This window comes from Propioniciclava coleopterorum (assembly GCF_011393335.1).
Classification (GTDB): Bacteria; Actinomycetota; Actinomycetes; order Propionibacteriales; family Propionibacteriaceae; genus Propioniciclava; species Propioniciclava coleopterorum.
This window is the reverse complement of record NZ_CP049865.1, coordinates 3,215,484-3,240,661: the sequence shown is the minus strand read 5'-3', so window position 1 is coordinate 3,240,661 and position 25,178 is coordinate 3,215,484. Positions and strand designations below refer to the sequence as shown.

The window sequence follows — 25,178 nt, the reverse complement described above, 5'->3', positions numbered from 1 at the left end:
GGGACGACCGGGCCCCGGCGGGCCCGGTCGTCGTGGAGGTCACTTGGGTGCGTCGACCCCGAACCACTTCTTGTAGATGGTGTTGAACGTGCCGTCGGCCTTCGCGGCGTCCAGTGCCTCGTCGATCGCGGTCGCCAGGGCCGCGTTGTCCTTGCCGACGTTGAAGCCGTAGTGCTCGCCGGTGTCGAACTCCTCGACCACCTTGGTGGTCGGGTTGTCCTTGGCGAAGTCGAGCAGGACGCCGTTGTCGTTCATCGACCCGGCGACGGTGCCGGCCAGGACGGCGTTCGACCCCGTGGGCATGTCGTCGTAGACCTTGGTGGTGTACCCGACCTCGGCCGCCTTCTCCTCGGCGAACTTCTGGCCGGTGGTGTCGGTCTGGACGCCGAGTTCCTTGCCCTTGAGGTCGGCCAGCTTCGTGATGCCCGAGTCGGCCTTGACCAGCAGGGCCTGCTTGGAGGCGAAGTAGGGCTTGGAGAACCCGGTCGCCTTCTGGCGCTCGTCGGTGATCGTGATGGCGGCGGCGCCGGCGTCGCACTTCTTTGCGGTGAACACGGCGCCGGACGTGATCTGCCCGAACTCGATGTCGACGATCTCCTGGGTGACGCCGAGCTTCTTGGCCACCAGGTCCATCAGGTCGACGTCGAAGCCGACGATCTTGCCGCCGTCGGTGTACTGGAACGGCTTGTAGGCCAGGTGCGTGCAGACGGTCAGCTTGCCCGGGGAGACGAGCGCGACCCCGCCGGTTCCTGCGGTGGTCTGCGGACCGGCGGGGGCGGCGGAGTTGTTGGCGCACCCGCTCAGGGCGAGCGCGGTGGCGGCCACCACAGCGGCGGCGACGTAGGGCTTCTTCACGATGGACTGTCCTCCCGGGAACGGCTGGCGATGGTGAATGCTCTCACTCCCCGCCGCGCCGCCCAACAGTACGCGCGAGGCCGTCACCAAAGGGTTACATCCCCGCGGGATCGACCTCGAGCACCAGACGCTGTTTGCGGGCGCGCTCGGCGGCGAACACGGCGAGGTGGGACGCGAGCGCGCTCGCGGCGTCGGAGGAGACCAGGCTCTGGTCCTGCGCCGCGACCGCGGCCGTCCAGGCGTCCATGAGGCCGTCGTCCCCGCCGCCGTGCCCGGACGCGGCGTCCATCTCGCCGGGACGATGCGCACTGTGGGTGGTCCACTCCCGGGTGGCGAAGTCGAGCACCCGGACGGTGTCGCCGTCGCCCTCCAGGCAGCCGTGGCTGCCGAAGATCCGGGTCTGCCGGTCGGCCTTGTCGGTGAAGGCCGTGAGGGTGAACGAGCCGGTGGCCCCGTTGTCGAACTCGAGCGCGACCACCTGGTGGTCGACCACGTCGTTGTCGCTGGCGTACACGCAGCGCCCGTAGGGACCCTCCGCGACCGCCTTCGCCATCTGGGATGGGTCACGGGTCAGGACGTACAACGGCCAACCGCTCGCCTCGCCCACGGGCCGGTCGAGGTAGAGGTCGACCGCCGAGTAGGGGCAGGTGTGCTGGTGGACGCAGTCCACGCAGCGGTCGGCGGCGCCCTCGGGCGCCTCCCCCGCACGGAAATGACGCAGCGAGCCGAATCCCGACACCGAGGAGATCCGGGCCCCCATCACGAAAGCGAGCCAGTCGAGGTCGTGGCAGCTCTTGGCGAGCAGCAGCGAGGAGGACAGCGCCTCGTTGCGCCAGTTGCCCCGCACGTAGCTGTGCGCGAAGTGCCACCACCCGATCGGCTCGAGGTGCTGCACCGACTGCAGGACGCCGAGCACCCCGCTCGCGATGATCGAGCGGACCAGCGCCGTGTAGGGCGTGTAGCGCAGGACGTGGCACACGGCGAACAACCGCCCGGACGCGTGCGCCGCGTCCACGATCCGGCGGCAGTCCTGCTCGGTGGGCGCCATCGGCTTCTCGAGCAGGACGTCGTAGCCGAGTTCCAGGGCGGCGACCGCCGGGCCGACGTGGTCGGCGTCCTGGGTGGCGACGATGGCGCTGTCCGCGATCCTGCCCTCGGCCAGGAGCGCGCTCCAGGAGTCGTAGCGCCGGTCCGGCGCCACGCCGCACAGCTCGCCGATCCGGTCGCGCGCCCCGGGATCGGGGTCGGCCACCGCGACCACGCGGGCGCGGTCGGGATGCTCGGCGACCCAGGTCGCGTACTTGGTGCCCCGGTTGCCGGCGCCCAGGAGCGCGTAGTCGATGGTCATGCCCCCATTCTCACCCTCCCGCCGTCAGATGAACCCCCGGCGCGCGAGTTGCCACCGCGTGCCAGGGTGGGGGCATGGATCCGCACGCCCAGACCCCCGACACCGCCGCGCTCGTCGGGGTGGCGATCGAGATCGCCCGGCGGTGCGGCCGCCTGATCGCCGACGAGCGCCCCGACAGCCTCGGCGTCGCCGCCACCAAGAGCTCGCCGGTGGACGTCGTCACCGTCATGGACAAGCGCTCCGAGGAGCTCGCGGCCCGGCTGGTGGCCGAGCTGCGACCCGGCGACGGCCTGCTCGGCGAAGAGGGCTCGTTCTCCCCCAGCGCGACGGGCGTGTCGTGGCTGATCGACCCCATCGACGGCACGGTCAACTACCTCTACGGCATCCCCGAGTATTCGGTCAGCGTCGCGGCGGTCGTCGGCGACCCGCGCGGGAGTTCCGCCCCGTCGCCGGCGCGGTCTACCAACCCGACCACGAGGAGCTGTTCTGGGCCACCGCCGACGGGCCCGCGTGGATGCGCGTGCGCGGCGAGGAGCGCGAGCTGCGCGCCTCCCCCGCGGTCGACCTGGGGTTGTCGCTGGTCTCGACGGGCTTCGGGTACCGCGCCGAACTGCGCACCGCGCAGGCGCAGATCCTCACCCGGGTGCTGCCGCGGATCCGCGACATCCGCCGGCAGGGGTCGGCGGCGCTGGAGCTGTGCTACGTGGCCGCGGGCCGGCAGGACGCCTACTACGAGAGCGGCCTCAACGCGTGGGACCTCGCTGCCGGGTGGCTGATCGCCGAGCGCGCCGGCCTGACGGTCCGCGGACGCGACGGCGGCGCGCCCGACACCGACCTGCTGCTGGCGGGCCGGCCCGAGATCCTGGACGCCCTGCAGGCCCTGATCGAGGCCTGAGCGCCGGCGACGCCCGGCCCCGGCTCAGTCCATCCGCAGGTCGCGGACGGCCGCGCGGGTCTGCTCGAGGATGTCGTCCAGGCCGCTGCCGCGGCGCTGGGCCACCAGGACGAACAGGAAGTCGACGACGGCGAGTTGCGCCATCCGGCTGGCCAGCGCCGCGGCACGCAGTTCGTCCTCGCGCGCGCTGATCGTCAGGACGTGATCGGCCAGCGCACCGATCGGCGAGAGCGGGTCGCCGGTCACGGCGACGGTGAGCGCCCGCCGCTCCCGGGCGAGGCTCAGCGCCCGGTGCACCTCGCCGGTGCGGCCGCTGAACGAGAAGGCGATCACGACGGACTCCGGTGACGTCAGCGCCGCGTGGGTCAGCTGGAGGTGGGTGTCGGGTGAGAACACGCTCGCCAGGCCGATGCGCTGCAGCTTGGAGGTCATGTCCATCGCCGCCAGGCCGCTGGCCCCGACGCCGAGCGTGAGGGTCGGTCGGCCGTCGGCGATCGCGGCGGACACGGCGTCCAGCGCGTCGGGGTCGATCAGCCGCGCCGTCTGCTCGATGGATCGCGCCTCGTGGAAGGCGAGCTTGGCCACGACCTCGGACAGGTCGTCGGCCACGTCGATGCGGCCGTGCCCGACGGCGGAGCGCTCCAGTTCCATCGCGCGGCGCGCGAGTTCCTGGGTGAGGGTGACCCGGAGTTCGGGGAAGCCGCTGTAGCCCAGCGCGTGCGCGAGCCGCACCACGCTCGCCTGGCTCACCTGCGCCTGCTCGGCCAGCGCCGCGACGGTGGCGCCGGCGGCGGTCTCGGGGTCCTCCAGGATCGCCACGGCCACGCGCAGTTCGGCCGGACGCAGCCGTGGCCGCGCCGCGCTGAGCGTGCCCAGAACGTCCATCTCTCCCCCTGTCGAGGCTGGCATCCAGTGTGCCGTCGGAACCATCGTGTTGCAATGCTTCACAAACTATCAGAAGTATGAAACAGTGCGTCATGTCGACGAGGCCGAGGAGGGCACGTTCCATGACCAGCAACATGAGCACGACCGAGGGGCGCAACCCTGCGACCAGCAATCTCGACGAGCTCACCCCCGCCGAGCTCCTGCGCGTGATGAACGACGAGGACCACAAGGTCGCGGACGCCGTCGCGGCGGCGCTGCCCCAGATCACGGCGGTCGTCGAGGCCGCCACCGAGCGCCTCCAGCGCGGCGGGCGCCTCATCTACATGGGCGCCGGCACCAGCGGTCGCCTCGGCGTCCTGGACGCCGCGGAGATCCCGCCCACCTTCAGCGCGCCGCCCGAGCAGGTCGTCGGCCTCCTCGCCGGGGGCCAGGGCGCCATGTTCAAGGCGGTCGAGGGCGCCGAGGACTCCGCCGAGCTCGGCGTCGCCGACCTGGACGCCCTCGGCGTGGGCCCCGACGACCTCGTCGTGGGGATCGCCGCGTCCGGCCGGACCCCCTACGTCATCGGCGGGCTCGACCACGCCCGGGAGGTCGGCGCCGCCACGGCGTCCATCGCCTGCAACGCGGACGCCGACGTCAGCCGGCACGCCGACATCGCGATCGAACTCGACAACGGCCCGGAGGTCCTGACCGGCTCCACGCGGCTCAAGGCCGGCACCAGCCAGAAGTTGACCCTCAACATGATCTCGACCGCGACCATGGTCGGCCTGGGCAAGGTCTACGGGAACCTGATGGTCGACGTCGCCCCCACCAACGCCAAGCTGCGCGAGCGGGCCGTCCGCATCGTCCGCGCCGCCACCGATTGCGCCGAGGACGCGGCCCGCGCCGCGCTCGAGGCGTCCGGCGGTCACGCCAAGACCGCCATCGTCATGATCCTGCTCGGCGTCGACGCCGATCAGGCACGGGGACGGCTCGAGGCCAGCCAGGGCTTCGTGCGCGCCGCCGTCGCCGACTGACCCCACGTATCACCAACACCGCACCGCTCACCGAAGGAACAGACATGGATTACAAGGCCCTCAGCCGGGAGATCCTCTCCCTGGCCGGGGGGAACGAGAACATCGACTCGTTCACCCACTGCATGACCCGGCTCCGTCTCAACGTGAACGACCCCGAGAAGGTCGACGTCGCCGGCATCAAGGCGCTCGACGGTGTCCTGGGCGTCGTCCCCGGCGATCAGGTCCAGATCGTCGTCGGCCCGGGTCACTCCGACCGCCTCGACGTCGCGTTCGCCGAAGTCAGCAACGCCGCCCACGTCGACTTCGACGACGACGAGGAGGACGAGCCCGACGCCCTGGCAGCCCTCACCGGCGGCGACCGCGTCCGCGACGTCGCGGGCGAGACGCGCGCCAAGGTCAAGGCCCGCCAGAACACGGGCGTCCACGCCCTGTTCCGCCACATCGGCAACATCTTCATCCCGATCATCCCCGGCTTCGTCGCCGGCGGCATCATCGCGTCGATCGCCAACTTCTGGAAGCTGGCCGACCCGACGATCGTGAAGAACCCGTGGTTCCTGGCCTTCGCGGCCCTGGGCGCCATCGTCACCGGCGCGCTGAACTTCATCGTGGGCCACAACACGGCCAAGGAGTTCGGCGGCACCCCGGTGCTCGGCTTCATCGCCGGCGGCGTGCCCTACATGCCGGCACTGGCAGGCATCGCCGCGGTGAAGGCGGCCGACGGCTCGATCACCACCGCCGCGCAGCCGCTCGTTCTGCCGCTGTTCGGCCAGCTCAGCCCCGGGTTGGGCGGCGTCATCGGCGTCATGGTGACCGCGTGGGTGTTCACCCTCATCGAGAAGAACCTGCGCAAGGTCATCCCGGCCAGCTTCGAGCTGTTCATCATCCCGGCGCTGACGGTCATCCTCGGCGCGATCGCCGCGGTCATCATCATCATGCCGATCTCGGCGCTGCTCATGAAGGGCCTCACCTGGCTCCTGGTCGACTTCGGACTCAAGCAGGGCGGCGTCATCGGCGGCTACCTGATGGCGAGTCTCTTCCTGCCGATGGTGATGTTGGGCGTCCACCAGGGGCTCACGCCACTGCACGCCCAGCTCATCGCCGACCACGGCTTCACCGAGCTCCTGCCGATCCTCGCCATGGCGGGCGGCGGCCAGGACGGCATGGCCATCGCGGTCTGGGTCAAGACCAAGAGCAAGAAGCTGCGCACCATCATCAAGAGCGCCCTCCCGCTCGGCCTGCTGGGCATCGGCGAGCCGCTGATCTACGGTGTGTCGCTGCCGCTGATCTACCCGTTCATCACGGCCTGCCTCGGGGCCGGCTTCGGTGGCGCGTTCATCGCGTGGGGCATGCAGCAGGGCGGCAGCTTCGGCGCCGGCGCCCTGGGCCTGTCGGGCCTGTTCATGACCGGCGTGATCACCCCCGGGCACTGGTTCTGGTACCTCGGCGGCCTGGCGATCGCGATCGTCATGGGCTTCGTGCTCACCTACTTCTTCGGCTTCAAGGAGAAGATGGTCGAGCGCCTCGGCTGATCGATCTTCGGGGGTGGGTCCGGTTCGGGCCCACCCCCTTTCCCGTCCCCGGGGCGCGTCACGCCGGCCCCGCAACCTTCCCGGCGCGCCCCGCGCCGACGCAGAACCGACAAGGATGGCGTCATGTTGTTCTCGCTCTACCCCACCGATCCCGTCGAGGTCCGGGACGCCGTCGTGGCGGCCGCCCGCGACCACAGCGCCGAGCACGCGCTCTTCACGTCGCTGCACATCCCCGAGGCCGACGACCTGGCCGCCTTCGCCGATCACCTGCGCACGCTGCACGAGCGCGACGGCCTCACGTTCTGCGCCGACATCTCCCCCGTCACCCTGATGAAGCTGGGCATCGGGCGGGACGAGGTGGGCGTGCTGCGCGACTGGGGCGTGCGCTGGGTCCGGATCGACTTCGGGTTCGACGTCGCCGACATCGCCCGGATCGCCGAGGTCGGCGACTTCAAGGTGGCCCTGAACGCCAGCACGGTCGGCGACGCCGAGCTCGACGCCCTCGACGGGCTCACCCTCGTGGGCTGGCACAACTACTACCCGCGCCCCGAGACGGGGCTGACCGCCGACTTCGTCCGGCGGCAGAACGCCCTGTTCGCCGCGCGCGGCCTCGAGGTGTTCACGTTCATCCCGGGCGAGCTCACCTTCCGCGCCCCCCTGCACCTGGGGCTGCCGATGCTCGAGGAGCAGCGCCACCGCAACGCGTACGTGAACTACCTGCAGGTGGCCCAGGAGTTCCCCGGCACCACGATCGTGTTCGCCGAGGGCGTCCCGCTGCCCCGCCACCTGGAGTGGATCGAGCACTACGAACGCACCGGCGAGATCACCGTCCCGCTCGCCGCGATCGACGCCGCCGCGGACTTCCTGCTGGAGGGCCCGTGGCGCATCCGGATCGAGGAGACGGGGCTGTCGGAGCGCCTGGAGGGAACCCGCGGCCGTCCGACGCCCGCGTCCTGGGTGAACGCCGACGTCCGCGAGCGGGGCAGCGTCCAGATGGACCTGCCGAACTACGGCCGCTACGCCGGGGAGACGCACCTGATGCTGCGGGATGCCCCGCTCGACCCGCGGCAGGCCCGGGTCGCCGACATCGCGGCGCCCTACCGCTCCGTGGTGGACCGCCTCCGGCTCTCGCGCCTGGTCCGCTTCGTCGCCGCCCCCTGACGGCCGCCGCCCCCTCGCGCGAGCCCGCCTTCCGGGACGCCGGCACGCGTCCTAGGCTGAGGCCCCTTCGGACGAGGAGGCCACCGTGTTCGAGGGCGAGGAGGCCGTCGGCTGGTGCCAGTACGGCAGCCCGGCCGAACTGCCGGGCATCACCCACCGCGCCCAGGTCGCGGCGCCGGGGGACCTGCCCGACTACCGGATCACCTGCTTCTACGTCGATCGGCGCCACCGCGGCCGCGGGGTGGCCCGAGCCGCGCTGGCCGGCGCGCTCGACCTGATCGCCGCGGCGGGCGGCGGCGTCGTGGACGGCTACCCGCAGGACCGCGCCCCCGGCGTCCGGGTGTCGTCGCCGTTCCTGCACGGCGGCTCGCGGGCCATGTTCGAAGACGCGGGCTTCGTCTACGTCCGTCCGAAGGGCACGCGCGACTGCATCGTGCGCCGCACGGTGGCGCCCGCCTGAGTCGGGCGGCTCAGCGGCGACGACCCGGCGCCGGCGCGTCCCGCGGATCGGTCATCGGACGCCAGCGCGGCCCGAGGTACAGCCAGGTCGCGTAACCCAGGATCCACGCCATGAACACGCCCACCGCGGCCACGGCGACCCACGCTGGCACGGGCGTCCCCTCGGCCCGGACGGCGCTGATGGCCAGCAGCGTGCCGAGCAGCGCCAGGGTGGCCGTGCCGAACCACCCGAGTTCGTCGGCCAGCAGACGCTGCGCGCGCGGCCACCGCTCGGGAGTCTCCCAGTGGGAGCGGTACGGGATGTTGGCGTACCGCGCCCACCGCTGCGGCATCAGGGGCGCCAGCAGGCAGATCGCGACGATGACCGCGCCCGCGCCGGCCAGCGCGGCCACGAGCCCCTCGGGCAGGGGGTCAGCCGTGTCTCCGCCGGCCAGCAGGGCCACGCCGACCAGCAGGATCGCGTAGCCCACCGCCGCGGCGGTGAGGGCCACCCGGCCGGGGGCCGGGCCGCGCGGCACGGAGGTCGTCGACATGGCCGCAGCCTACGCCGCACCGGCGTCCGGCACCCGGTCCGGGACGCCTAGACTCGGCCACGACGGCGTCCCCGACCGGCCGCCGGGAAGGAGCGTCGATGTCCGAGGTCTCGATCAGCAACAACCGCGCGGCCCACCGCTACGAGGTCACCGACGAGGGGAACCTCGCCGGCTTCGCCGAGTACCTGCGCACCGACGGCCTGGTGACCTTCACCCACACCGAGATCGATCCCGCGTTCGAGGGCCGCGGGCTCGGGTCTCAGCTCATCCGCGCCGCCCTGGACGACGTCCGCGCCGAGGGCGGCCTCGAGGTGCTGCCGCTGTGCCCCTTCGTCAAGGGTTGGATGGCGCGGCATCCCGACTACCGGGACCTCGCCTACGGGCGCAACGCCGCCTCCTGAGCCCCGACGCGCTTCGGCTCAGCGGTCGACGCGCGCGTCCGAGCCGTCGGTCTCGTTCCCGGCCGCGGCGCGCCAGGCCGCCACGACGGCGTCGTGGGCCGCGCGCGGGCCGACGGCCGGTCGACACTGGTGGCCCAGCGACGCCTCCCACTCGGCCTCCCCCGGCACCCGCGTGGGGAAGGTCCAGGGCCCCGGCGCCCGCCCGGTCGGGCCCAGGCGTCGGTACAGCGCGGCGGCCGCCGGCGTGATGAATCCGCGCGACGCCAGGGCCCACAGGTCGTAGAGGTCGCGGGCCGCCTGCCGCGTCTGGTCCGACCAGGCCGCGGTCTTGGCGCCGACGAAGGCGTCGGGCGTGTAGGTGGTCAGGGTGACATCCGGCAGGCCCGTGTAACGCTGGGCGACCCGCGTCGGCGCCACCGGCCACCGCGGGTACCGGGCGCCGTCCAGCAGCTGCACCCGGACGCTGACGGCGCCGATCCGGTACACCGACGGGTCGGTGTCGCGGCGCACGGCGGTGAGGTCGCGATCCGCCTCGACGCGGCCGAAGCCCCGCTCCAGCCCGTCGCGGATCGCCGCGTCCAGCACGCGCGCCGCCTCCGGCCGCGGCCCGACCGACAGCAGGTCGACGTCCTCGCTCAGCCGCAGCCCGTCGAGGTGGGTGCGGCTCAGCGCAGTGCCGCCGAAGAACACGAACCGGTCCGCGTGGGGCGCCAGCGCCGCGAGCAGGTGGGACAGGACGAAGTCGTGCTCGACCTGGTCGCGGGCCACCCCGAAGTGCGCCTGCTGCGCCGCGGCGTCGGCCTCGTCCAGGGTGTAGGCCGAACGGGCCGCACTCCGCCGTGCGCGGGGGCTCACGCCAGCGCCTCGGCGGCGCGTCGCCGGACGGTGGCCGGGCGCTGCGGCAGGAGCCGCGCCAGCCGCTCGGGGTCGAGGGTCGGCGCGAGCGCGGCGACGGCCGCGGCGGCGTCGGCCGGGAGTCCGCCGAGGTTCGGGCGCGCGAGCAGGTCGAGGAACGCCTGCTCGGGGTGGCGACGAGGTAGCCGCCCAGGGCGCCGGCCTCCAGGCGGGCGTCGATCGCCTCGGTGTCGGTGGTGGTGAACACCACCCGGCCGCCGTCGGCCAGGTCCACCGCGCGGTGCTGCTGCGGCACCGCCACGACCGCGACGCCCAGGGCGCGCGGGATGGCGTGGTGGAACCGCGCGGCACTCAGCCCATGGAGCACCGGGACGCGGTCGCCGTACTGCGCGGTGGCATAGGCCATGGCCGCGTCCTCCAGCGCGGGCCGCCAGTCCTGGTCGGCCGGCACGTCGTCGGGGCGGGCCACGTAGGTGCCCGGCGCGATCCGCACCACGCGCCCGGCCCGCCGCAGTCGGACGAGCTCCTTCTCCGGGTCCGCGTAGACCCCCCGCAGCATGAGTGGGCGCACCGTCCGCAGCGGTGCCCCGGTGATCTCGTTCGGCACAGCCCCCACCCGAACACCTCCTTCGAATATGCATAACACTACCTATTAGGTAGTGCTGTGCATAGTGGACCTTCCCGCGGGCCCGGCCGGAAAGGCGAACGGCCCCGAACCCGGCTGGGTTCGGGGCCGTCCGCGTCGGTCAGCTGCAGCCGCTGGTCGAGCCGCAGCCCTCGCACACGTAGCAGCTACCCGAGGGGCGCATCTTCGTGCCGCAGGTGAGGCACAGGGGCGCGTCCACGGCCTGGCCCGTGACCCGCTCCATCAGCTCGGCCGTGGTGTGGGCCTCGCTCAGGTCGGGTGCCGCCGAGACCAGCGTCGGCTGGTTCGGGCCGGACTCGTCGAAGCGCATGTCGTCGACGGCGTCGTTCTTCAGCGACTCCGACTCGATCATCTCCGCCTCGTCCTCTTCGGAGAGGTAGGAGCCCGTCTCGACGTAGCGGGCGCGCTCCTTGGCGGTGTAGATGCCCAGCTCCGAGCGCTCGTCGAAGGACAGGTAGTCCAGCGCGAGGCGCTTGAAGACGTAGTCGATGATCGACTGCGCCATCCGCAGGTCCGGGTCGTCGGTCATGCCGGCCGGCTCGAACTTGAGGTTGGTGAACTTCTGCACGTAGGTCTCCAGCGGCACGCCGTACTGGACCGCGATGGAGATGGCGATCGAGAAGGCGTCCATCACGCCGGCCAGGGTCGAGCCCTGCTTGCCGAGCTTGAGGAACAGCTCGCCCAGGCGGCCGTCCTCGTACTCCGAGCTGGTCATGTAGCCCTCGGCGCCGCCGACGCTGAACGAGGTCGTCCGCGACAGGCGCGTCTTGGGCAGGCGCTGGCGCCGCGGCCGGTACTCGACCCGGACCTCGGGCTTGGCCGCCTCGGCCTTCGGCTCCTCCTTCTTCTTGCCGTCGGACAGCGGCTGGCCGACCTTGCAGTTGTCGCGGTAGACCGCGAGCGCCTTCAGGCCGAGCTTCCAGCCCTGCAGGTAGACGTCGGCGATGTCCTCGACCGTGGCGGTCTCGGGCAGGTTGACCGTCTTGGAGATCGCGCCGGACAGGAACGGCTGCACGGCGGCCATCATCCGGACGTGCCCCATCGGCTTGATGGCGCGCTCGCCCATCGCGGTGTCGAAGACCTCGTAGTGCTCGGTCTTCAGGCCGGGAGCCCCGACGACGTGCCCGTGATCGGCGATGTAGGCGACGATGGCCTCGGCGACCTCGGCGGTGTAGCCGAGCTTCTCCAGCGCGCGCGGGATCGTCTGGTTGACGATCTGCATCGAGCCGCCGCCGACGAGCTTCTTGAACTTGACCAGCGAGAAGTCCGGCTCGATGCCGGTCGTGTCGCAGTCCATCATGAAGCCGATGGTGCCGGTCGGCGCCAGCAGCGAGGCCTGCGCGTTGCGGAAGCCGTTCCGGGCGCCCAGCTCGACCACCTTGGCCCACTCGTCGGTCGCGGCGGCCTGCACCGGCGCGTCCGCGGCCTCGGTCAGCTGCAGGTCGTCGTTGGCGGCCTGGTGCTTGCGCATCACCTTCTGGTGCGCGGCCGCGTTCGGCGCGTACCCCGCGTAGGGACCCACGACGGCGGCGAGCTCGGCGGAGCGCCGGTAGGCGGCACCGGTCATCAGCGAGGTGATGGCGGCGGCGAGCCCGCGGCCCCCCTCGGAGTCGTAGCCGCGGCCCATGGCCATCAGCAGGGCGCCGAGGTTGGCGTAGCCGATGCCGAGCTGGCGGTAGTCCTTGGTCGTCCTCGTGATGGGCTCGGTCGGGAAGTCCGCGAAGGTGATCGAGATGTCCATCGCGGTGATGATCAGCTCGACGGCCTTGACGAAGGTCTCGGTGTCGAACGTGTCGTCGGCGCGCAGGAACTTCAGCAGGTTGAGGCTGGCCAGGTTGCACGAGCTGTTGTCCAGGCTCATGTACTCCGAGCAGGGGTTCGACGCCGTGATCGGGCCGGTCACCGGGTTGGTGTGCCAGGCGTTGATCGTGCCGTCGTACTGGATGCCCGGGTCGGCGCACTCCCAGGCGGCCTTCGCGATCTTGGTGAACAGGTCGCGGGCGTCCACCTTCTCGATGACCTCACCGGTCATGCGGGCCTTGAGACCGAACTCGGTGCCGTCCTCGACCGCCGCCATGAACTCGTCGTTGACGCGGACCGAGTTGTTGGCGTTCTGGTACTGCACGGACACGATGTCCTTGCCGCCCAGATCCATGTCGAAGCCCGCGTCGCGCAGGGCACGGATCTTGTCCTCCTCGCGCGCCTTGGTCTCGACGAACTCCTCGATGTCGGGGTGATCGACGTCCAGCACGACCATCTTCGCCGCACGGCGGGTCGCCCCGCCGGACTTGATGGTGCCCGCCGACGCGTCGGCGCCGCGCATGAAGGAGACCGGCCCCGAGGCGGTGCCGCCGGAGGACAGCAGCTCCTTGCTCGAGCGGATCTTCGACAGGTTCAGGCCGGCGCCGGAGCCGCCCTTGAAGATGAACCCCTCCTCCTTGTACCAGTTGAGGATCGAGTCCATCGAGTCGTCGACCGACAGGATGAAGCACGCGCTGACCTGCTGCGGGCTCTTGGTGCCCACGTTGAACCACACCGGCGAGTTGAAGCTGAACACCTGGTGGAGCAGCATCCAGGTGAGCTCGTGCTCGAAGATCTCGACGTCCTCGGGAGTGGCGAAGTAGCCGTTCTCCTCGCCGGCGTCGCGGTACTTGCCGACGACCCGGTCGATCAGGGTCCGCAGGCTGTCCTCGCGCGCCGGCGTCCCGACCGCGCCGCGGAAGTACTTGGTGGTCACGATGGTGGAGGCGTTGACGCTCCAGAAGTCGGGGAACTCCACGCCCTTCTGCTCGAAGACCGTCTCGCCGGTCTTCCAGTTCGTCTGCACGACGTCGCGCTTCTCCCAGGCCACCTCGTCGTAAGGGTGGACACCCTCGGTGGTGAAGACGCGCTCGATGCTCAGGCCCTTGCCTTTGGCGGCTGCCTTGCGTGGCGCCTGCTTGGTTGCGGTCACTCTGCTCCTCCTGTGTGGGTTGACGCTGTCGTCGGGTGGCATGTCTGGACGGGTGATCAGAACAGCTGATCGGGTAGGGGCTGCGCTGGATGGGACGCCGCTGTGGACGCCTCGCCGCTGGCCTTGAGCTGTTCGATGGCGGACTCGAAGTCCTCCACCGAGTCGTAGTGCTGGTACACCGAGGCGAACCGCAGGTAGGCGATCGCGTCGAGCGCGCGCAGGGGGCGCAGGATCGCCAGGCCGACGTCGTCGGCCTCGATCTCACCCTGGCCGCTGCTGCGCAGCGACTCCTCGACCTGCTGGCCGAGCTTGGCGAGGTCGGCGTCGGAGACGGGACGGCCCTTGCAGGCCTTGCGCACCCCGTTGACGACCTTCTCGCGGGAGAACGGCTCGATGACGCCGGAGCGCTTCACGACCACGAGCTGCATCTGCTCCAGGGTCGTGAACCGCTTGCCGCAGGACCGGCACTCGCGGCGCCGGCGGATGGAGCTGCCGTCCTCGGCCACGCGCGAGTCGAGCACGCGGGAGTCCTTGTACCGGCATGATGGACAGTGCATGGCTCCCCCTTCCTCGCGACCGCGCGCGACACCCCGCCTGTGGATGCGCTTGTGGATGATCGGTGTACATCGTGTGGACCAGAACCACTACCTGTGGACTAAGAACACCGCTGTAACTACTAGATGTAGAGGTTAGGCCGTTCCGTCACCACAATCAACCCAGACGCGCCGCGATGTTGCGGAGGCGACGGAGCCGCCCTCGCGCTGGCGCGGGGCGGCTCTTAAGGGGGTGACCGGAGCGGTGGGGCCGTCAACCCACCAGTCCCGCGGCGGCGGGCTGAGCGAGGGCCGCCTGCGGGGCGGGGGTCACCAGCGGGGCGTCACTCACGGCCAGGAACGATCCCACGATCGTGGCGACCATCGTCACCGCCACGATCGCGACCAGCGCGATCATCACGGCGAGCCCGCGGGGCGTCCAGTAGAGCCGCCCCGAAGCGACGGCCGGCGCGACTGCGGGGCGTGCGGAACTCCCCTGCGCCACCGACCAGCGCCGCTGCGTCGGCCCGGTGGAGCGGTGCGGCGCCGTGCGGTGGGGAGCGACCGGGACACCCGCGTGCTCGCGGGACGGCCGGACGCGCACCCGAGCGGTGGTCGGGTAATCCAGCAGCAGTGCGGTCATGACTGACTCCTTCCGTCCGGCGTCCATCGAACGCCTGTTCGAACAGTATTATCGAACACTCTTACGATTGCAACCCTCCCGGCGCCTTCTCGGCGGGCCGTTCGGGCTCAGGAATCACCCTGCACGCCGCCTCCGACATTTCTTGCGGGGCGCCGCCCGCTCGGTGGCGACACGGTCGAACAGGTGTTTGATTAGCCGGCGCGCGTGCCTTAGGTTGCTGCCATGGCGAGCAAGGACAGCGGCGAGAACGGCATCCCCCGGCAGCATCGACGTGGCCGACCGAGCGAGGACGACCTCGCGCGGCTGGGCGAGGTGCACGCCCTCCCCGACGGGCCGGCCGACGCCGACGGGCTGACGCTGCGCCAGCGCCTGATCCTGGAGACGATCCAGACCGCGCTGGCCGAGCGCGGCTACCCGCCCACCATCCGCGAGATGGGCGAGGCCGTCGGCCTCGCGTCGCCCTCCAGCGTGGCGCACCAACTGAAGGCCCTGGAGGCCAAGGGCTTCCTCTCCCGCGACCCCAAGCGGCCGCGCGCCCTGGTCGTCCACCTGCCCGGCGCACAGGGGCCGGGAGTCCGCACCGCCCCGCAGGCCGCGCCCGCGGCGTCCGGCTACGACGAGGACGTGCACGTCTCGCGCGCGGTCCAGGTGCCCATGCTGGGTCGGATCGCCGCCGGCGGCCCCATCCTGGCCGAGCAGCAGGTCGAGGAGGTCTTCCCGCTTCCGCGCGACCTGGTCGGCGAGGGCGAGCTGTTCCTGCTGGAGGTCCGCGGCGACTCGATGATCGACGCCGCCATCTGCGACGGCGACTACGTGGTGGTCCGGCAGCAGCCCGACGCCAACAACGGCGACATCGTCGCGGCCATGATCGACGGCGAGGCCACCGTCAAGACCTTCAAGCGGACGCCCGGGCAGGTGTGGCTGCTGCCGCACAACGAGGCCTACTCCCCCATCGACGGCAACGAGGCCACGATCCTCGGCAAGGTGACCGCCGTCCTGCGGCGCGTCTGACCCGTTCCCGACCCACGCTGCCCGCGGCCGCCGGTCGCGGGCAGCGCTGTGCCGGGGCGGGTGCGCGTCGTGCGCCGACGAGTGAGCCTGGCCGCCCGGGAGGACGCGGACGCCCCTGGCTCAGCCCGCCTTCGCCTCGGGGCCCAGGCGACGCAGCGCGGCGACGGCCACCTCCGGGTCGGTCGTGGACCAGAACGGCGGCAGCGACGAGCGCAGGAACCCGCCGTAGCGGGCGGTCTTCAAACGGGGGTCCAGCACCGCAACGACGCCGCGGTCGGTGACGCGCCGGATCAGGCGGCCGCTGCCCTGGGCGAGCAGCAGCGCCGCGTGCGCCGCCGCCACCGACATGAAGCCGTTCCCCCCGGACCTGCTCACGGCGTTCTGCCGCGCCTGCATGAGCGGGTCGTCGGGCCGCGGGAAGGGGATCTTGTCGATCACGACCAGGCGGCAGGTCTCGCCGGGGACGTCGACGCCCTGCCACAGCGACAGCGTCCCGAACAGGCTGGTCTCGGGTTCGCGGATGAAGCGTCGGGTCAGCTCGCTGAGCTGGGCGTCCCCCTGGCACAGGATCGTCTGCCCGGGCAGTTCGGCCCGGCAGTGCCGCGCAGCCGCCTCGGCGTTGCGCTGGGACGCGAACAGCCCCAGCGTGCGGCCGCCGGCCGCCCAGACCAGCTCGGCGAGTTCCTTCAGCGCCTCCGGGGTGATGCCGTCGCGGCGCGGCGGCGGCAACCGGTCCGCCACGTAGAGGATCCCCTGGCGCTGGTAGTCGAATGGCGACCCGACGTCGAGGGCGCGCCACGCCTGCGCGTCGTCGTCCGGTTCGGCGCCCGCGTCGGCCCGCTCGTCGCGCTTCAGCCCCACCGAGGACGCCGCCGCCTCGAACTGGCCCCCGATGGTCAGGGTGGCCGACGTGAGCACGGTCGGGGTCTGGCTCAGGACGCGGTCGCGCAGCAGGAAGGCCACGTCCAGGGGCGCGGCGACCAGCCACCGGCCGAAGCGCTCGCGTTCGCTGACCCACACGACGTCGCCGTCCTTCAGTGCCGCCATGGCCTCGGCGACGTCGAAGATCTCCTTGGCGGCCGCGGAGGCCTGCTTGGCCTCGGGCTCGTCGCCGTTGGCCTGGCTGACCACCCGGCGCGCCACGTCCCGGATCCGCGCCAGCGTCGCGACGATGGGCGACTCGGGGTCGGTGATCCGCTCCAGCGGCGCGTCGGCCAGGGCATCGGTCAGGATCTCGCCGAGGTCGAGGAACTCGATCGCGAGGTCGTCGTCGAGGTAGGGCAGGCAGCGTCGCGCCACCCGCTCGACCTGCTGCGGGCTGAGCTCGTGCGACGCCGCGCCCGTCACCCGGGCGGTGAGCTCGTGCGCCTCGTCGATGACGAGCCGGTCGTGCTCGGGCAGCACCGTGTTGCCGTGCATGGCGTCGATGGCGAGCAACGCGTGGTTGGTGACGACGAGGTCGGCCTCCCTGGCCTTGGCCCGGGAGCGCTCCACGAAGCACACGTCGCCGAACGGGCACTGCTGGGCGCCCAGGCACTCACGCACCGGCACCGACACCTGCGCCCACGCCGCGGCGGTGTGCGTCGGCGCGTCGTCGCGGTCCCCGGCGCCCTCGGCGTCCAGCTCGTCGCGGGCCCATTCCCGCAGCGCGACCACCTCGGCGCCGAGCACCGAGGACGCGTCCGCCCGGGTCTTGCGGAGTCCCTCGGCCACCTCAGCGGCGCCCAGCAGCGTGTCCTGCTCGGCCCCGGCACCCTCGATGACGCGGTGCAGGCACGCGTAGTTGGTGCGGCCCTTGAGGATGGCGTGCGTGACCGTGCGCCCCCCGACCTTCTCGGCCGCCTTGACCGCCGCCGGGATGTCGGCGCCGGCCAGCTGGGCCTGCAGGGCCAGGGTCGCGGTCGCGATCACGACGCGGCCGCGGGGGTGCTCCAGCAGGTAGGCCAGCGAGGGCGCCAGGTAGCCCAGCGACTTGCCCGTGCCGGTGCCGGCCTGCACGAGCAGGTGCTCCCCGTCGGCGAAGGCGCGATCGATGGCCGCCGCCATCGCGTCCTGGCCGGGGCGCTCGCTGCCGGCGATCCCGGCGACGGCGGCGTTCAGGATCTGCTGTGTGCGCGTGGTCTCCTGCGTGCGCGGGGCCTGCGCGTCAGCCACCGGTGCGGTCGACGTGCTCGGGATCGCCGATGGTGATCGCCTCGGCGGTGATCTCCAACGTCCGGACGAACGCGACCGCGCGGGTGGGCAGCGGCCCGTACAGGTGCGGGAACCGCTCCTCCGACCCGAGCACGGACTCCAGCCGGATCGGCGCCCCCAGGGCGTCGCGGTTCACCTCCAGGATCACCAGGGGCTCGGTGACGCCGTCGTAGAAGTGGCGCGCCACCCACTCCAGCTGCGACGGGTAGCAGAAGTGGATGAAGCCCTCGTCCCCCAGCGTCCGGCCCCGGGTGGACCAGCGGTAGACGCCGGCGCCCAGCGCCTCCTCCCACAGGGACCGCTCCGACACGTGCCACAGCGGCAGCGACTCAGCCATGCGTTCCTCCTCCCGCCTGCGCCGACGCCTCCAGGAAGGGCGCCAGTTCGCCGGCCAGGTCCTCGTTCACCCGGGCGTGCACCCGGGTGCCGTCGGCGGTGTGCTCCGACGCCAGCAGTTCGCCCGCCTTGTGGATCCGGTCCATCAGCTCGTGGCGGGCGTACGGGATCAGGACGCGCACCTCGACGGCCGGACGCGGCAGCCGCGCTTCCACCGCCGCGCGCAGGGCGTCCAGGCCGTCGCCGCGCCGGGCCGAGACGAACAGCGCGTCGGGGGCGAGCGTCCGCAGCGGCAGCAGGGCCGCCTCGTCGACCAGGTCCACCTTGTTGAACGCGATCAGCTCGGCGATGTGGCCGGCGCCGATCTCGTTCAGCACGGTGCGCACCGCGGTGATCTGGCCCGCGGGGTCGGGGTCGCTGGCGTCCACGACGTGCACGAGCAGGTCGGCCTCGGCGGACTCCTCCAGCGTCGAGCGGAACGCCTCCACGAGGTCGTGGGGCAGGTGCCGCACGAATCCGACGGTGTCGGTGAGCGTGTAGACCCGCCCGTCGGCGGTCTCGGCGCGCCGGGTGGTGGGGTCCAGCGTCGCGAACAGCGCGTCCTCGACCAGGACGCCGGCGCCGGTGAGCCGGTTCAGAAGCGAGCTCTTGCCCGCGTTGGTGTAGCCGACGATCGCGACCGAGGGGATCTGGTTGCGGCGTCGCTCGGCCCGCTTGGTGTCGCGGACACCGTCCAGGTCGCGCAGGCGCTTGCGCAGCTGCGCGATCCGCGTCCGGATCCGCCGGCGATCGGTCTCGATCTTGGTCTCGCCGGGGCCGCGGCCGCCGATGCCGGCGCCGCCCGCCGCGCGTCCACCGGCCTGGCGGGACAGGTTGCCGCCCCAGCCGCGCAGCCGCTGCCGCAGGTACTGCAGCTGGGCCAGTTCGACCTGGGCCTTGCCCTCGACCGACTTGGCGTGCTGCGCGAAGATGTCGAGGATCAGCGACGTCCGGTCGATGACCTTGACCCCGATCCGGTCCTCCAGGTTCCGCAGCTGCGCGGGTTCGAGCTCGCCGTCGACGATGACCGTGTCCGCGCCGGTCGCGATCACGACCTCGCGCACCTCGTCCACCTTGCCCCGCCCCACGAACGTGGCCGGGTCGGGGTGGCTGCGGCGCTGCACGAGGCCGTCCAGCACGTCGGAGCCGGCCGTCTCGGCGAGCAGCTTGAGCTCGGCCATGGCGTTGTCGGAGTCCTGCTCGCTGCCCGTGGTCCACACGCCCACCAGCACGACCCGCTCCAACTGCAGTTCGCGGTACTCGACCTCGGTGATGTCGGCCAGCTGGGTCGACATCCCGGGGACGCGCCGCAGCGAGATGCGCTCGTCGAGGTCGAGCTGCTCGCCGTCGTAGTCGAGTTCGTCGTCGTGTTCGTCGGTCATGTCGCTCCTCCATCCGGGCGGCCCGGGCCGCCCGGCCACTCCAGGACGCCGCGGGCCACGATGGCGGCGGGGCCGGTCAGCCAGGCTTCGCCGCCGGCCAACTCGACCTCCACCTCACCGCCCGGCACCGTGACGGTCCAGGTTCCTTCGTTCCGTCCGGCGGCCGTCGCGGCCGCCGTCGCGGCGGCCACCGTGCCGGTGCCGCAGCTCTCGGTCTCCCCCACGCCCCGCTCGTGGACGCGCATCGTCACGCGGCCCTCGCCGGCGGGGGCGATGAACTCGACGTTCACGCCCGCGGGGAACATCGACGCCGGCTCCCAGGCGGGCGCCCGCGTCAGGTCCAGCTCGGCCACCTGCGCCGCCGAGTCGAGCAGCACCACCGCGTGCGGGTTGCCCACGTCGACGGCCGCCGCCGGCCAGCTCCGCTCCCCCAGCGTCACCCTGACGGGCTCGCCGGACGCCTCGGGCCGCCCCATCCAGACGCGGACGCGCCCGTCGGGCAGCAGGTCGGCCACGCGCAGCCCGGCGCGCGTCCCGATCGGGATCCGCGTCGTGCCCGCGGGCACGAGCCCCTCCTCGACGAGGTACCGGGCGAAGACGCGCACCCCGTTGCCGCACATCTCCGCGATCGAGCCGTCGGCGTTGCGGTAGTCCATGAACCAGGCGTCGGGGTCGCCGTCCCAGCCGGGCACGTGCCCGCCCCGGACCGCGCGCAGCACGCCGTCGCCGCCGATGCCGCCGCGCCGGTCGGTGAGGTGACGCACCTGCTCGACGTCGAGCGGCTCGCGGTCGTCGGGGTCGGTGAGCAGCACGAAGTCGTTGCGCGTGCCGTGCCCCTTGGCGAACTGAACCATTGGTCTATTCTCCCACGCCCGGATCGCTCGCCGACAGCACCACCCCGGCCAACCGATCGGCCAGCCCTCCGGAGGCCGCGTCGTGCCAGGTGATGCGGTGGTCGCGGCGGAGCCAGCTCAGTTGCTTGCGCGCGAACCGGCGGGTCCGGCGCGCCGTCTCCGCGCGGGCCTCCTCCTCGCTGGTCTCGCCGTCGAGGAAGGCCAGCACCTGGCGGTAGCCCAGCGCCTTGCTCGCCGTGAACCCCTCCCGCAGCCCCCGGTCGGCCAGCGTCCGCACCTCCTCGACCAGGCCGTCGGCCCACATCGCGTCGACCCGGCGGTCGATCCGCTCGTCCATGACGGCGCGCTCCAGGCTCAGGCCGTGGCTGAGCACCCCGGGCACCTCGTAGGTCCACTCCGGCAGCGTCGGCCGGTGGTCGCCGGCCAGGTCCAGCACCTCCAGCGCCCGCACGATGCGCCGCCCGTTGCCGGGCTCCAGCTCGCGCGCCGCCTCCGGGCTGCGCCGCGCCAGCAGGGCGTGCAGGGCGTGGGGGCCGACACGGGCCAGCTCGGCCTCCCAGCGCGCGCGGACGGCGGGGTCGGTGCCGGGGAAGTCGAAGTGGTCGAGGATCGCCCGCATGTAGAGCGCCGAGCCGCCCACCACGACCGGCACCGCTCCCCGGCCGCGCACCTCGGCGAAGGCCCGCCGGGCCCGGCGCTGGAAGTCGGCGACCGTCGCACTCTCGGTGACGTCGAGGATGTCGATGAGATGGTGCGGGACGCCGCGCCGCTCCTCGACGGTGGGCTTGGCCGTCCCGATGTCCATCCCCCGGTAGACGAGCATCGAGTCCGCGTTGACCACCTCGGCGGGCTGGCCGGAGGCGATCAGCGCCAGGGCGACGTCGATGGCCAGGCCGGACTTGCCGCTCGCGGTGGGGCCGTTGACGGCCAGCAGGGGGATCACGTCCTCCATTGTCGCCCGCTGTGGGGGTGCCGGACGCCACCGCGGCGGCTAACCTGGTGGCGCCGCGTGCCGATGGGCCCGGCGACGACGAGCGAAAGGAGGCCACATGGGCATCTTCGACGACATCAAGAACGCCGCTGACACCAATGAGGAGAAGGTCGAGGCTGTGATCGACCAGGCCGGCGACTTCATCGATCAGAAGACCGATGGCAAGTACGCCGACAAGGTGGACCAGGCTCAGGACTTCCTCAAGGACCAGATCGGTCAGCCGAACGACGCCGCTCCGGCGCCCGCCGAGCAGCCCGCCGCGCCCGTGGAGGGCGAGCAGGCCTGACGTTCACGACCGACGCTGCGGCGTTCGATCGTCAAGAGGCAAGTATCTCGGCCAGGGCCGATCCCCGCGGGGTCGGCCCTGTGTCGTGTCCGGGGCCGCGGACCCGAGGCGTCCAGCGGGCGTGGTCGGTCAGGGCCGGGGGCACCGCGCCCGCGGACGTGGGCCGGCCGCGTGGTGCGGCCCGCGAGGCTCAGTCGACCGAGCAGCCGCCGGACGCCGGGGCCATCGGCTCGGGACGCCGCAGCGGCATCCCCAGACCGATCGAGGCGTTCGGCGCGCCGCCGCCGTTCCAGCGCTCCCACGCGTCCCCACCGGCGGTGCGGCGCACGTTGGTCACGGCCCCGTCCGCGTTGAGGTGGTGCGGCGCCGCGTACGTGATCTCGACGTCGGCCAGGTCGCCCGGACGCGGGGCGGGCATCCCCGCCGGGATCGTGACGTGCACCAGGCGGTTGTCCCGCGCCCGGCCCGACACGCGGTGGGTCTCGCCGTCCTTGCGCCCCTCACCGTCGGCGAACATCACCTCGACGGTGCGCCCGACGAGCTTCCGGTTCTCCTCGTGGGCGATCTCCCCGACCAGCGCGATGAGCCGCTCGTAGCGCTCCTGCACCACGGCCTTGGGGACCTGGTTCTCCATCTCGGCCGCCGGCGTGCCGGGGCGGATCGAGTACTGAAAGGTGAAAGCGGCGGAGAACCGGCTGGCACGCACGACGTCGAGGGTTCCCTGGAAGTCCTCCTCGGTCTCGCCGGGGAAGCCGACGATGATGTCGGTGGTGATCGCCGCCTGCGGCATGGCCTCGCGGACCCGGTCCAGGATGCCCAGGAACCGGGTGCTGCGGTAGGAGCGGCGCATCGCCTTCAGGATCGTGTCGGAGCCGGACTGCAGCGGCATGTGCAGGCTCGGCATCACGTTGGGCGTCTCGGCCATCGCCGCGATCACGTCGTCGGTGAAGGACGACGGGTGCGGGGAGGTGAACCGGACGCGCTCGAGGCCCTCGATCTCGCCGCAGGCGCGCAGCAGCTTGGAGAAGGCCTGCCGGTCGCCGAACTCGACGCCGTAGGTGTTGACGTTCTGGCCCAGCAGGGTGACCTCCTGGACGCCCTCGGCGACCAGGGCGCGGATCTCGGCCAGGATGTCGCCGGGGCGACGGTCGGTCTCCTTACCCCGGAGCTGCGGCACGATGCAGAAGGTGCAGGTGTTGTTGCAGCCCACCGAGATGGACACCCACGCGGAGTAGGGCGACTCGCGCCGGGTCGGCAGCGTCGAGGGGAACCGGACGAGCGCCTCCTCGATCTCCACCTGGGAGGCCTGCTCGATGCGGGCCCGCTCCAGCAGGGTGGGCAGCGAGCCGATGTTGTGGGTGCCGAAGACGACGTCGACCCAGGGGGCCCGCTTCACGACCGTGTCGCGGTCCTTCTGCGCCATGCAGCCGCCCACGGCGATCTGCATGCCGGGCCGCTTGGCCTTCACCGGTGCCAGGTGTCCGAGGTTGCCGTACAGCCGGTTGTCGGCGTTCTCACGGACCGCGCACGTGTTGAACACCACGATGTCGGCCTGGTCCCCGGCGGGCGCCGGCGAGTAGCCGGCCTCGTCCAGGAGGCCGGAGATGCGTTCGGAGTCGTGCACGTTCATCTGGCACCCGTAGGTGATCACTTCGTACGTGCGTTGTGCCTGCGTCGTCATAACGAGGCGCAACTCTACCCGTGGTCGGGGTCGAAGAACTCCTCGCCCTCGCTGGTCACCTCGGCTACGACCCGGTGACACAGCCCCGGGGCGAAGCCGCGGCGCGCCAGCGCGCCCGCCAGGCGGCGGTAGCGCACCTGGGGCTCCAGGCCCGCCATGCTGCGGACGCGCTTGGTGGCGAAGGCCAGGGCCGCCTGGTGGTCGGCGTCGTCGGCGGTCTCGTCCAGCGCCTCGGTGATCACCTCGTCGTCGACCCCTTGCGGCGCAGTTCCTGGCGCAGGACCCGCCCCGACTTCATCCGGCGCTGCTGGCCCTCGACCCACAGCGCGGCGAACTGCGCGTCGTCGACGAGCCCGACCTCCTCGAAGCGGTCGAGGGTCTCGGTGATCACGTCCTGGGGCACGAACTTCTTGGCCATCGCCTCCGCGAGCTCGGCCCGCGAGCGGGCGCGGGCGTCCAGCAGCCGCAGCCCGATCTCGCGCGCCACGGCGTGGGGATCGGCCGGGGTCTGGTCGCCCAGGTCCGCCGGCTCCTCCCGGCCGGGACGCCCTCGGCGCCCGGTCAGAACACCACCTCGCCGGTGACCGGGTCGATGCCCTCGGGCACCTCGCCGTCGGCCGGCTTCACGCCGATGCCCAGCTTGGTCTTGATGCGCTGCTCGATCTCGTTGGCGACCTCGGGGTTGTTGCGCAGGTAGTTGCGCGCGTTCTCCTTGCCCTGGCCGAGCTGGTCGCCCTCGTAGGTGAACCAGGCGCCGGCCTTGCGGATGAAGCCGTGCTCGACGCCCAGGTCGATCAGGCTGCCCTCGCGGCTGATCCCGGCGCCGTAGACGATGTCGAACTCGGCCTGCTTGAAGGGCGGGGCGACCTTGTTCTTGACCACCTTAACGCGGGTGCGGTTGCCGACGGCCTCGGAGCCGTCCTTGAGGGTCTCGATGCGGCGCACGTCGAGGCGGACCGAGGAGTAGAACTTCAGCGCGCGGCCGCCGGTGGTGGTCTCGGGCGAACCGAACATGACTCCGATCTTCTCGCGCAGCTGGTTGATGAAGATGGCGGTGGTGCCCGAGCCGGACAGCGCGCCGGTCATCTTGCGCAGCGCCTGGCTCATCAGGCGGGCCTGCAGGCCGACGTGGCTGTCGCCCATCTCGCCCTCGATCTCGGCGCGCGGCGTCAGGGCGGCCACCGAGTCGATCACGATCAGCGCCAGCGCGCCGGAGCGGACCAGCATGTCGGCGATCTCCAGGGCCTGCTCGCCGTTGTCGGGCTGGCTGACCAGCAGCGCGTCGGTGTCGACGCCCAGCTTGGCGGCGTAGTCGGGGTCGAGCGCGTGCTCGGCGTCGATGAAGGCGCAGATGCCGCCGGCCGCCTGGGCGTTGGCGATGGCGTGCAGCGCCACCGTGGTCTTACCGGAGGACTCCGGGCCGTAGATCTCGACGACGCGACCGCGGGGCAGGCCGCCGATGCCGAGCGCCACGTCGAGGGCGATGGAGCCGGTGGGATCACCTCGATGGGCAGGCGGGTCTCCTCGCCGAGACGCATCACCGAACCCTTGCCGTGGGCCTTCTCAATCTGGGCGAGGGCCGCTTCGAGTGCCTTCTCGCGATCTGCAACCGCCATGACGTTCCTCTCGTCTATCACCGCGTGGTGGACCTGTGATGGGGTGGGGAACCCCGACACCGTTCACGTTAGGCACC

At 72.1% G+C, this 25,178-nt stretch carries 25 protein-coding genes and 2 pseudogenes; 10 read left to right on the top strand and 17 right to left on the bottom strand.

The window, feature by feature from the left end:
• Positions 1–39 precede the first annotated feature (39 nt).
• Together G7070_RS15385 and G7070_RS15380 are read right to left on the bottom strand one after the other, a co-directional pair.
• Positions 40–855 (bottom strand): transporter substrate-binding domain-containing protein, encoded by an 816-nt coding sequence (locus tag G7070_RS15385; protein WP_246227155.1) that lies wholly within the window; start codon positions 853–855, stop codon positions 40–42.
• A gap of 94 nt (positions 856–949) precedes the next feature.
• A complete protein-coding gene (locus tag G7070_RS15380) occupies positions 950–2,203 on the bottom strand; it encodes a Gfo/Idh/MocA family protein (RefSeq protein WP_166234469.1) in 1,254 nt (417 codons plus the stop codon).
• A gap of 74 nt (positions 2,204–2,277) precedes the next feature.
• On the opposite strand from G7070_RS15380, the pseudogene G7070_RS20050 reads away from it, so the two are divergent.
• Positions 2,278–2,610: pseudogene (locus G7070_RS20050) on the top strand (inositol monophosphatase family protein); the annotation flags it as partial.
• Positions 2,541–3,098: an inositol monophosphatase family protein gene (locus tag G7070_RS20045; protein WP_206079829.1), complete on the top strand. Its 558-nt coding sequence runs from the start codon at positions 2,541–2,543 to the stop codon at positions 3,096–3,098. The pseudogene G7070_RS20050 and the gene G7070_RS20045, both read left to right, overlap by 70 nt.
• A gap of 24 nt (positions 3,099–3,122) precedes the next feature.
• Here G7070_RS20045 and G7070_RS15370 read toward each other — a convergent pair whose 3' ends face one another.
• Positions 3,123–3,983: a MurR/RpiR family transcriptional regulator gene (locus G7070_RS15370; RefSeq protein WP_166234468.1), complete on the bottom strand. Its 861-nt coding sequence runs from the start codon at positions 3,981–3,983 to the stop codon at positions 3,123–3,125.
• A gap of 122 nt (positions 3,984–4,105) precedes the next feature.
• Between G7070_RS15370 and murQ the strand changes: the two genes are divergently transcribed.
• From murQ to G7070_RS15350, 4 genes are all read left to right on the top strand, one after another.
• Positions 4,106–4,999 (top strand): N-acetylmuramic acid 6-phosphate etherase, encoded by an 894-nt coding sequence (murQ, locus tag G7070_RS15365; RefSeq protein ID WP_166234467.1) that lies wholly within the window; start codon positions 4,106–4,108, stop codon positions 4,997–4,999.
• Between the two features lie 44 nt (positions 5,000–5,043).
• Entirely contained in the window at positions 5,044–6,528 is a 1,485-nt protein-coding gene (locus G7070_RS15360) for a PTS transporter subunit EIIC (RefSeq protein ID WP_166234466.1), read from the top strand.
• Positions 6,529–6,651: 123 nt separating this feature from the next.
• Positions 6,652–7,689, top strand: coding sequence for a MupG family TIM beta-alpha barrel fold protein (locus tag G7070_RS15355; RefSeq protein WP_166234465.1), 1,038 nt, complete (start codon positions 6,652–6,654; stop codon positions 7,687–7,689).
• A gap of 85 nt (positions 7,690–7,774) precedes the next feature.
• Positions 7,775–8,149, top strand: a complete 375-nt coding sequence (locus tag G7070_RS15350; RefSeq protein ID WP_166234464.1) for a GNAT family N-acetyltransferase — start codon at positions 7,775–7,777, stop codon at positions 8,147–8,149.
• Between the two features lie 10 nt (positions 8,150–8,159).
• On the opposite strand, the gene G7070_RS15345 is transcribed toward G7070_RS15350, so the two are convergent.
• The gene (locus G7070_RS15345; RefSeq protein ID WP_166234463.1) at positions 8,160–8,681 is read right to left on the bottom strand and encodes a hypothetical protein; all 522 of its coding nucleotides are present in this window, start codon (positions 8,679–8,681) and stop codon (positions 8,160–8,162) included.
• A 98-nt stretch (positions 8,682–8,779) separates the two neighbouring features.
• On the opposite strand from G7070_RS15345, the gene G7070_RS15340 reads away from it, so the two are divergent.
• On the top strand, positions 8,780–9,082 hold the full coding sequence (locus G7070_RS15340) for a GNAT family N-acetyltransferase (protein WP_166234462.1): 303 nt from the start codon (positions 8,780–8,782) through the stop codon (positions 9,080–9,082).
• A gap of 18 nt (positions 9,083–9,100) precedes the next feature.
• Here G7070_RS15340 and G7070_RS15335 read toward each other — a convergent pair whose 3' ends face one another.
• Positions 9,101–9,937 carry a nucleotidyl transferase AbiEii/AbiGii toxin family protein gene (locus G7070_RS15335; protein ID WP_166234461.1) on the bottom strand — a complete coding sequence of 279 codons (837 nt, stop codon included), beginning with the start codon at positions 9,935–9,937 and terminating at the stop codon, positions 9,101–9,103.
• Here G7070_RS15335 and G7070_RS15330 point away from each other — a divergent pair.
• A complete protein-coding gene (locus tag G7070_RS15330; protein WP_166234460.1) occupies positions 9,922–10,122 on the top strand; it encodes a hypothetical protein in 201 nt (66 codons plus the stop codon). The two genes, G7070_RS15335 and G7070_RS15330, sit on opposite strands and share 16 nt — an antisense overlap.
• 561 nt (positions 10,123–10,683) lie before the next feature.
• On the opposite strand, the gene G7070_RS15325 is transcribed toward G7070_RS15330, so the two are convergent.
• The 3 genes from G7070_RS15325 to G7070_RS15315 all read right to left on the bottom strand — a co-directional run bounded on the left by G7070_RS15325 (position 10,684) and on the right by G7070_RS15315 (position 14,712).
• Entirely contained in the window at positions 10,684–13,536 is a 2,853-nt protein-coding gene (locus tag G7070_RS15325; protein WP_166234459.1) for a vitamin B12-dependent ribonucleotide reductase, read from the bottom strand.
• Positions 13,537–13,592: 56 nt separating this feature from the next.
• Positions 13,593–14,093 (bottom strand): transcriptional regulator NrdR, encoded by a 501-nt coding sequence (gene nrdR, locus G7070_RS15320; RefSeq protein WP_166234458.1) that lies wholly within the window; start codon positions 14,091–14,093, stop codon positions 13,593–13,595.
• 250 nt (positions 14,094–14,343) lie between these two features.
• Positions 14,344–14,712 carry a hypothetical protein gene (locus G7070_RS15315; protein ID WP_166234457.1) on the bottom strand — a complete coding sequence of 123 codons (369 nt, stop codon included), beginning with the start codon at positions 14,710–14,712 and terminating at the stop codon, positions 14,344–14,346.
• 222 nt (positions 14,713–14,934) lie between these two features.
• Between G7070_RS15315 and lexA the strand changes: the two genes are divergently transcribed.
• Entirely contained in the window at positions 14,935–15,723 is a 789-nt protein-coding gene (gene lexA / locus G7070_RS15310; protein WP_166234456.1) for a transcriptional repressor LexA, read from the top strand.
• Between the two features lie 120 nt (positions 15,724–15,843).
• Here the strand turns inward: lexA and G7070_RS15305 are convergent, their stop codons facing one another.
• The 5 genes from G7070_RS15305 to miaA all read right to left on the bottom strand — a co-directional run bounded on the left by G7070_RS15305 (position 15,844) and on the right by miaA (position 21,479).
• Positions 15,844–17,769: an ATP-dependent DNA helicase gene (locus G7070_RS15305; RefSeq protein ID WP_166235377.1), complete on the bottom strand. Its 1,926-nt coding sequence runs from the start codon at positions 17,767–17,769 to the stop codon at positions 15,844–15,846.
• A 100-nt stretch (positions 17,770–17,869) separates the two neighbouring features.
• Complete coding sequence (locus G7070_RS15300; RefSeq protein WP_166234455.1) at positions 17,870–18,253, bottom strand: DUF952 domain-containing protein; 384 nt, start codon at positions 18,251–18,253, stop codon at positions 17,870–17,872.
• The gene (gene hflX / locus G7070_RS15295; RefSeq protein ID WP_166234454.1) at positions 18,246–19,673 is read right to left on the bottom strand and encodes a GTPase HflX; all 1,428 of its coding nucleotides are present in this window, start codon (positions 19,671–19,673) and stop codon (positions 18,246–18,248) included. The genes G7070_RS15300 and hflX overlap by 8 nt, the downstream gene beginning before the upstream one ends.
• Positions 19,670–20,527 carry a diaminopimelate epimerase gene (gene dapF / locus G7070_RS15290; RefSeq protein WP_166234453.1) on the bottom strand — a complete coding sequence of 286 codons (858 nt, stop codon included), beginning with the start codon at positions 20,525–20,527 and terminating at the stop codon, positions 19,670–19,672. The genes hflX and dapF overlap by 4 nt, the downstream gene beginning before the upstream one ends.
• 4 nt (positions 20,528–20,531) lie before the next feature.
• Positions 20,532–21,479, bottom strand: a complete 948-nt coding sequence (gene miaA / locus G7070_RS15285; protein ID WP_206079828.1) for a tRNA (adenosine(37)-N6)-dimethylallyltransferase MiaA — start codon at positions 21,477–21,479, stop codon at positions 20,532–20,534.
• A 97-nt stretch (positions 21,480–21,576) separates the two neighbouring features.
• On the opposite strand from miaA, the gene G7070_RS15280 reads away from it, so the two are divergent.
• Positions 21,577–21,804, top strand: a complete 228-nt coding sequence (locus G7070_RS15280; RefSeq protein ID WP_166234451.1) for an antitoxin — start codon at positions 21,577–21,579, stop codon at positions 21,802–21,804.
• A gap of 190 nt (positions 21,805–21,994) precedes the next feature.
• Here G7070_RS15280 and miaB read toward each other — a convergent pair whose 3' ends face one another.
• The 4 genes and pseudogenes from miaB to recA form a co-directional block, all read right to left on the bottom strand.
• Positions 21,995–23,485 carry a tRNA (N6-isopentenyl adenosine(37)-C2)-methylthiotransferase MiaB gene (miaB, locus tag G7070_RS15275; protein WP_166234450.1) on the bottom strand — a complete coding sequence of 497 codons (1,491 nt, stop codon included), beginning with the start codon at positions 23,483–23,485 and terminating at the stop codon, positions 21,995–21,997.
• A gap of 14 nt (positions 23,486–23,499) precedes the next feature.
• Positions 23,500–23,727, bottom strand: coding sequence for a RecX family transcriptional regulator (locus tag G7070_RS20040; RefSeq protein ID WP_206079827.1), 228 nt, complete (start codon positions 23,725–23,727; stop codon positions 23,500–23,502).
• Entirely contained in the window at positions 23,724–23,972 is a 249-nt protein-coding gene (locus G7070_RS20035) for a regulatory protein RecX (RefSeq protein WP_206079826.1), read from the bottom strand. The genes G7070_RS20040 and G7070_RS20035 overlap by 4 nt, the downstream gene beginning before the upstream one ends.
• A 74-nt stretch (positions 23,973–24,046) precedes the next feature.
• Positions 24,047–25,101, bottom strand: a pseudogene (recA, locus tag G7070_RS15265) (recombinase RecA).
• Positions 25,102–25,178: the final 77 nt, after the last annotated feature.

Excerpts from the sequence above, each read along its gene's own strand:
- G7070_RS15380 (WP_166234469.1), bottom strand. The coding sequence starts at position 2,203 with ATGACCATCGACTACGCGCTCCTGGGCGCCGGCAACCGGGGCACCAAG.
- G7070_RS15370 (WP_166234468.1), bottom strand. The coding sequence starts at position 3,983 with ATGGACGTTCTGGGCACGCTCAGCGCGGCGCGGCCACGGCTGCGTCCG.
- murQ (WP_166234467.1), top strand. The coding sequence starts at position 4,106 with ATGACCAGCAACATGAGCACGACCGAGGGGCGCAACCCTGCGACCAGC.
- G7070_RS15360 (WP_166234466.1), top strand. The coding sequence starts at position 5,044 with ATGGATTACAAGGCCCTCAGCCGGGAGATCCTCTCCCTGGCCGGGGGG.
- G7070_RS15355 (WP_166234465.1), top strand. The coding sequence starts at position 6,652 with ATGTTGTTCTCGCTCTACCCCACCGATCCCGTCGAGGTCCGGGACGCC.
- G7070_RS15345 (WP_166234463.1), bottom strand. The coding sequence starts at position 8,681 with ATGTCGACGACCTCCGTGCCGCGCGGCCCGGCCCCCGGCCGGGTGGCC.
- G7070_RS15340 (WP_166234462.1), top strand. The coding sequence starts at position 8,780 with ATGTCCGAGGTCTCGATCAGCAACAACCGCGCGGCCCACCGCTACGAG.
- nrdR (WP_166234458.1), bottom strand. The coding sequence starts at position 14,093 with ATGCACTGTCCATCATGCCGGTACAAGGACTCCCGCGTGCTCGACTCG.
- G7070_RS15315 (WP_166234457.1), bottom strand. The coding sequence starts at position 14,712 with ATGACCGCACTGCTGCTGGATTACCCGACCACCGCTCGGGTGCGCGTC.
- lexA (WP_166234456.1), top strand. The coding sequence starts at position 14,935 with ATGGCGAGCAAGGACAGCGGCGAGAACGGCATCCCCCGGCAGCATCGA.
- G7070_RS15305 (WP_166235377.1), bottom strand. The coding sequence starts at position 17,769 with ATGGCGGCGGCCATCGATCGCGCCTTCGCCGACGGGGAGCACCTGCTC.
- G7070_RS15300 (WP_166234455.1), bottom strand. The coding sequence starts at position 18,253 with ATGGCTGAGTCGCTGCCGCTGTGGCACGTGTCGGAGCGGTCCCTGTGG.
- hflX (WP_166234454.1), bottom strand. The coding sequence starts at position 19,673 with ATGACCGACGAACACGACGACGAACTCGACTACGACGGCGAGCAGCTC.
- dapF (WP_166234453.1), bottom strand. The coding sequence starts at position 20,527 with ATGGTTCAGTTCGCCAAGGGGCACGGCACGCGCAACGACTTCGTGCTG.
- miaA (WP_206079828.1), bottom strand. The coding sequence starts at position 21,479 with ATGGAGGACGTGATCCCCCTGCTGGCCGTCAACGGCCCCACCGCGAGC.
- G7070_RS15280 (WP_166234451.1), top strand. The coding sequence starts at position 21,577 with ATGGGCATCTTCGACGACATCAAGAACGCCGCTGACACCAATGAGGAG.
- miaB (WP_166234450.1), bottom strand. The coding sequence starts at position 23,485 with ATGACGACGCAGGCACAACGCACGTACGAAGTGATCACCTACGGGTGC.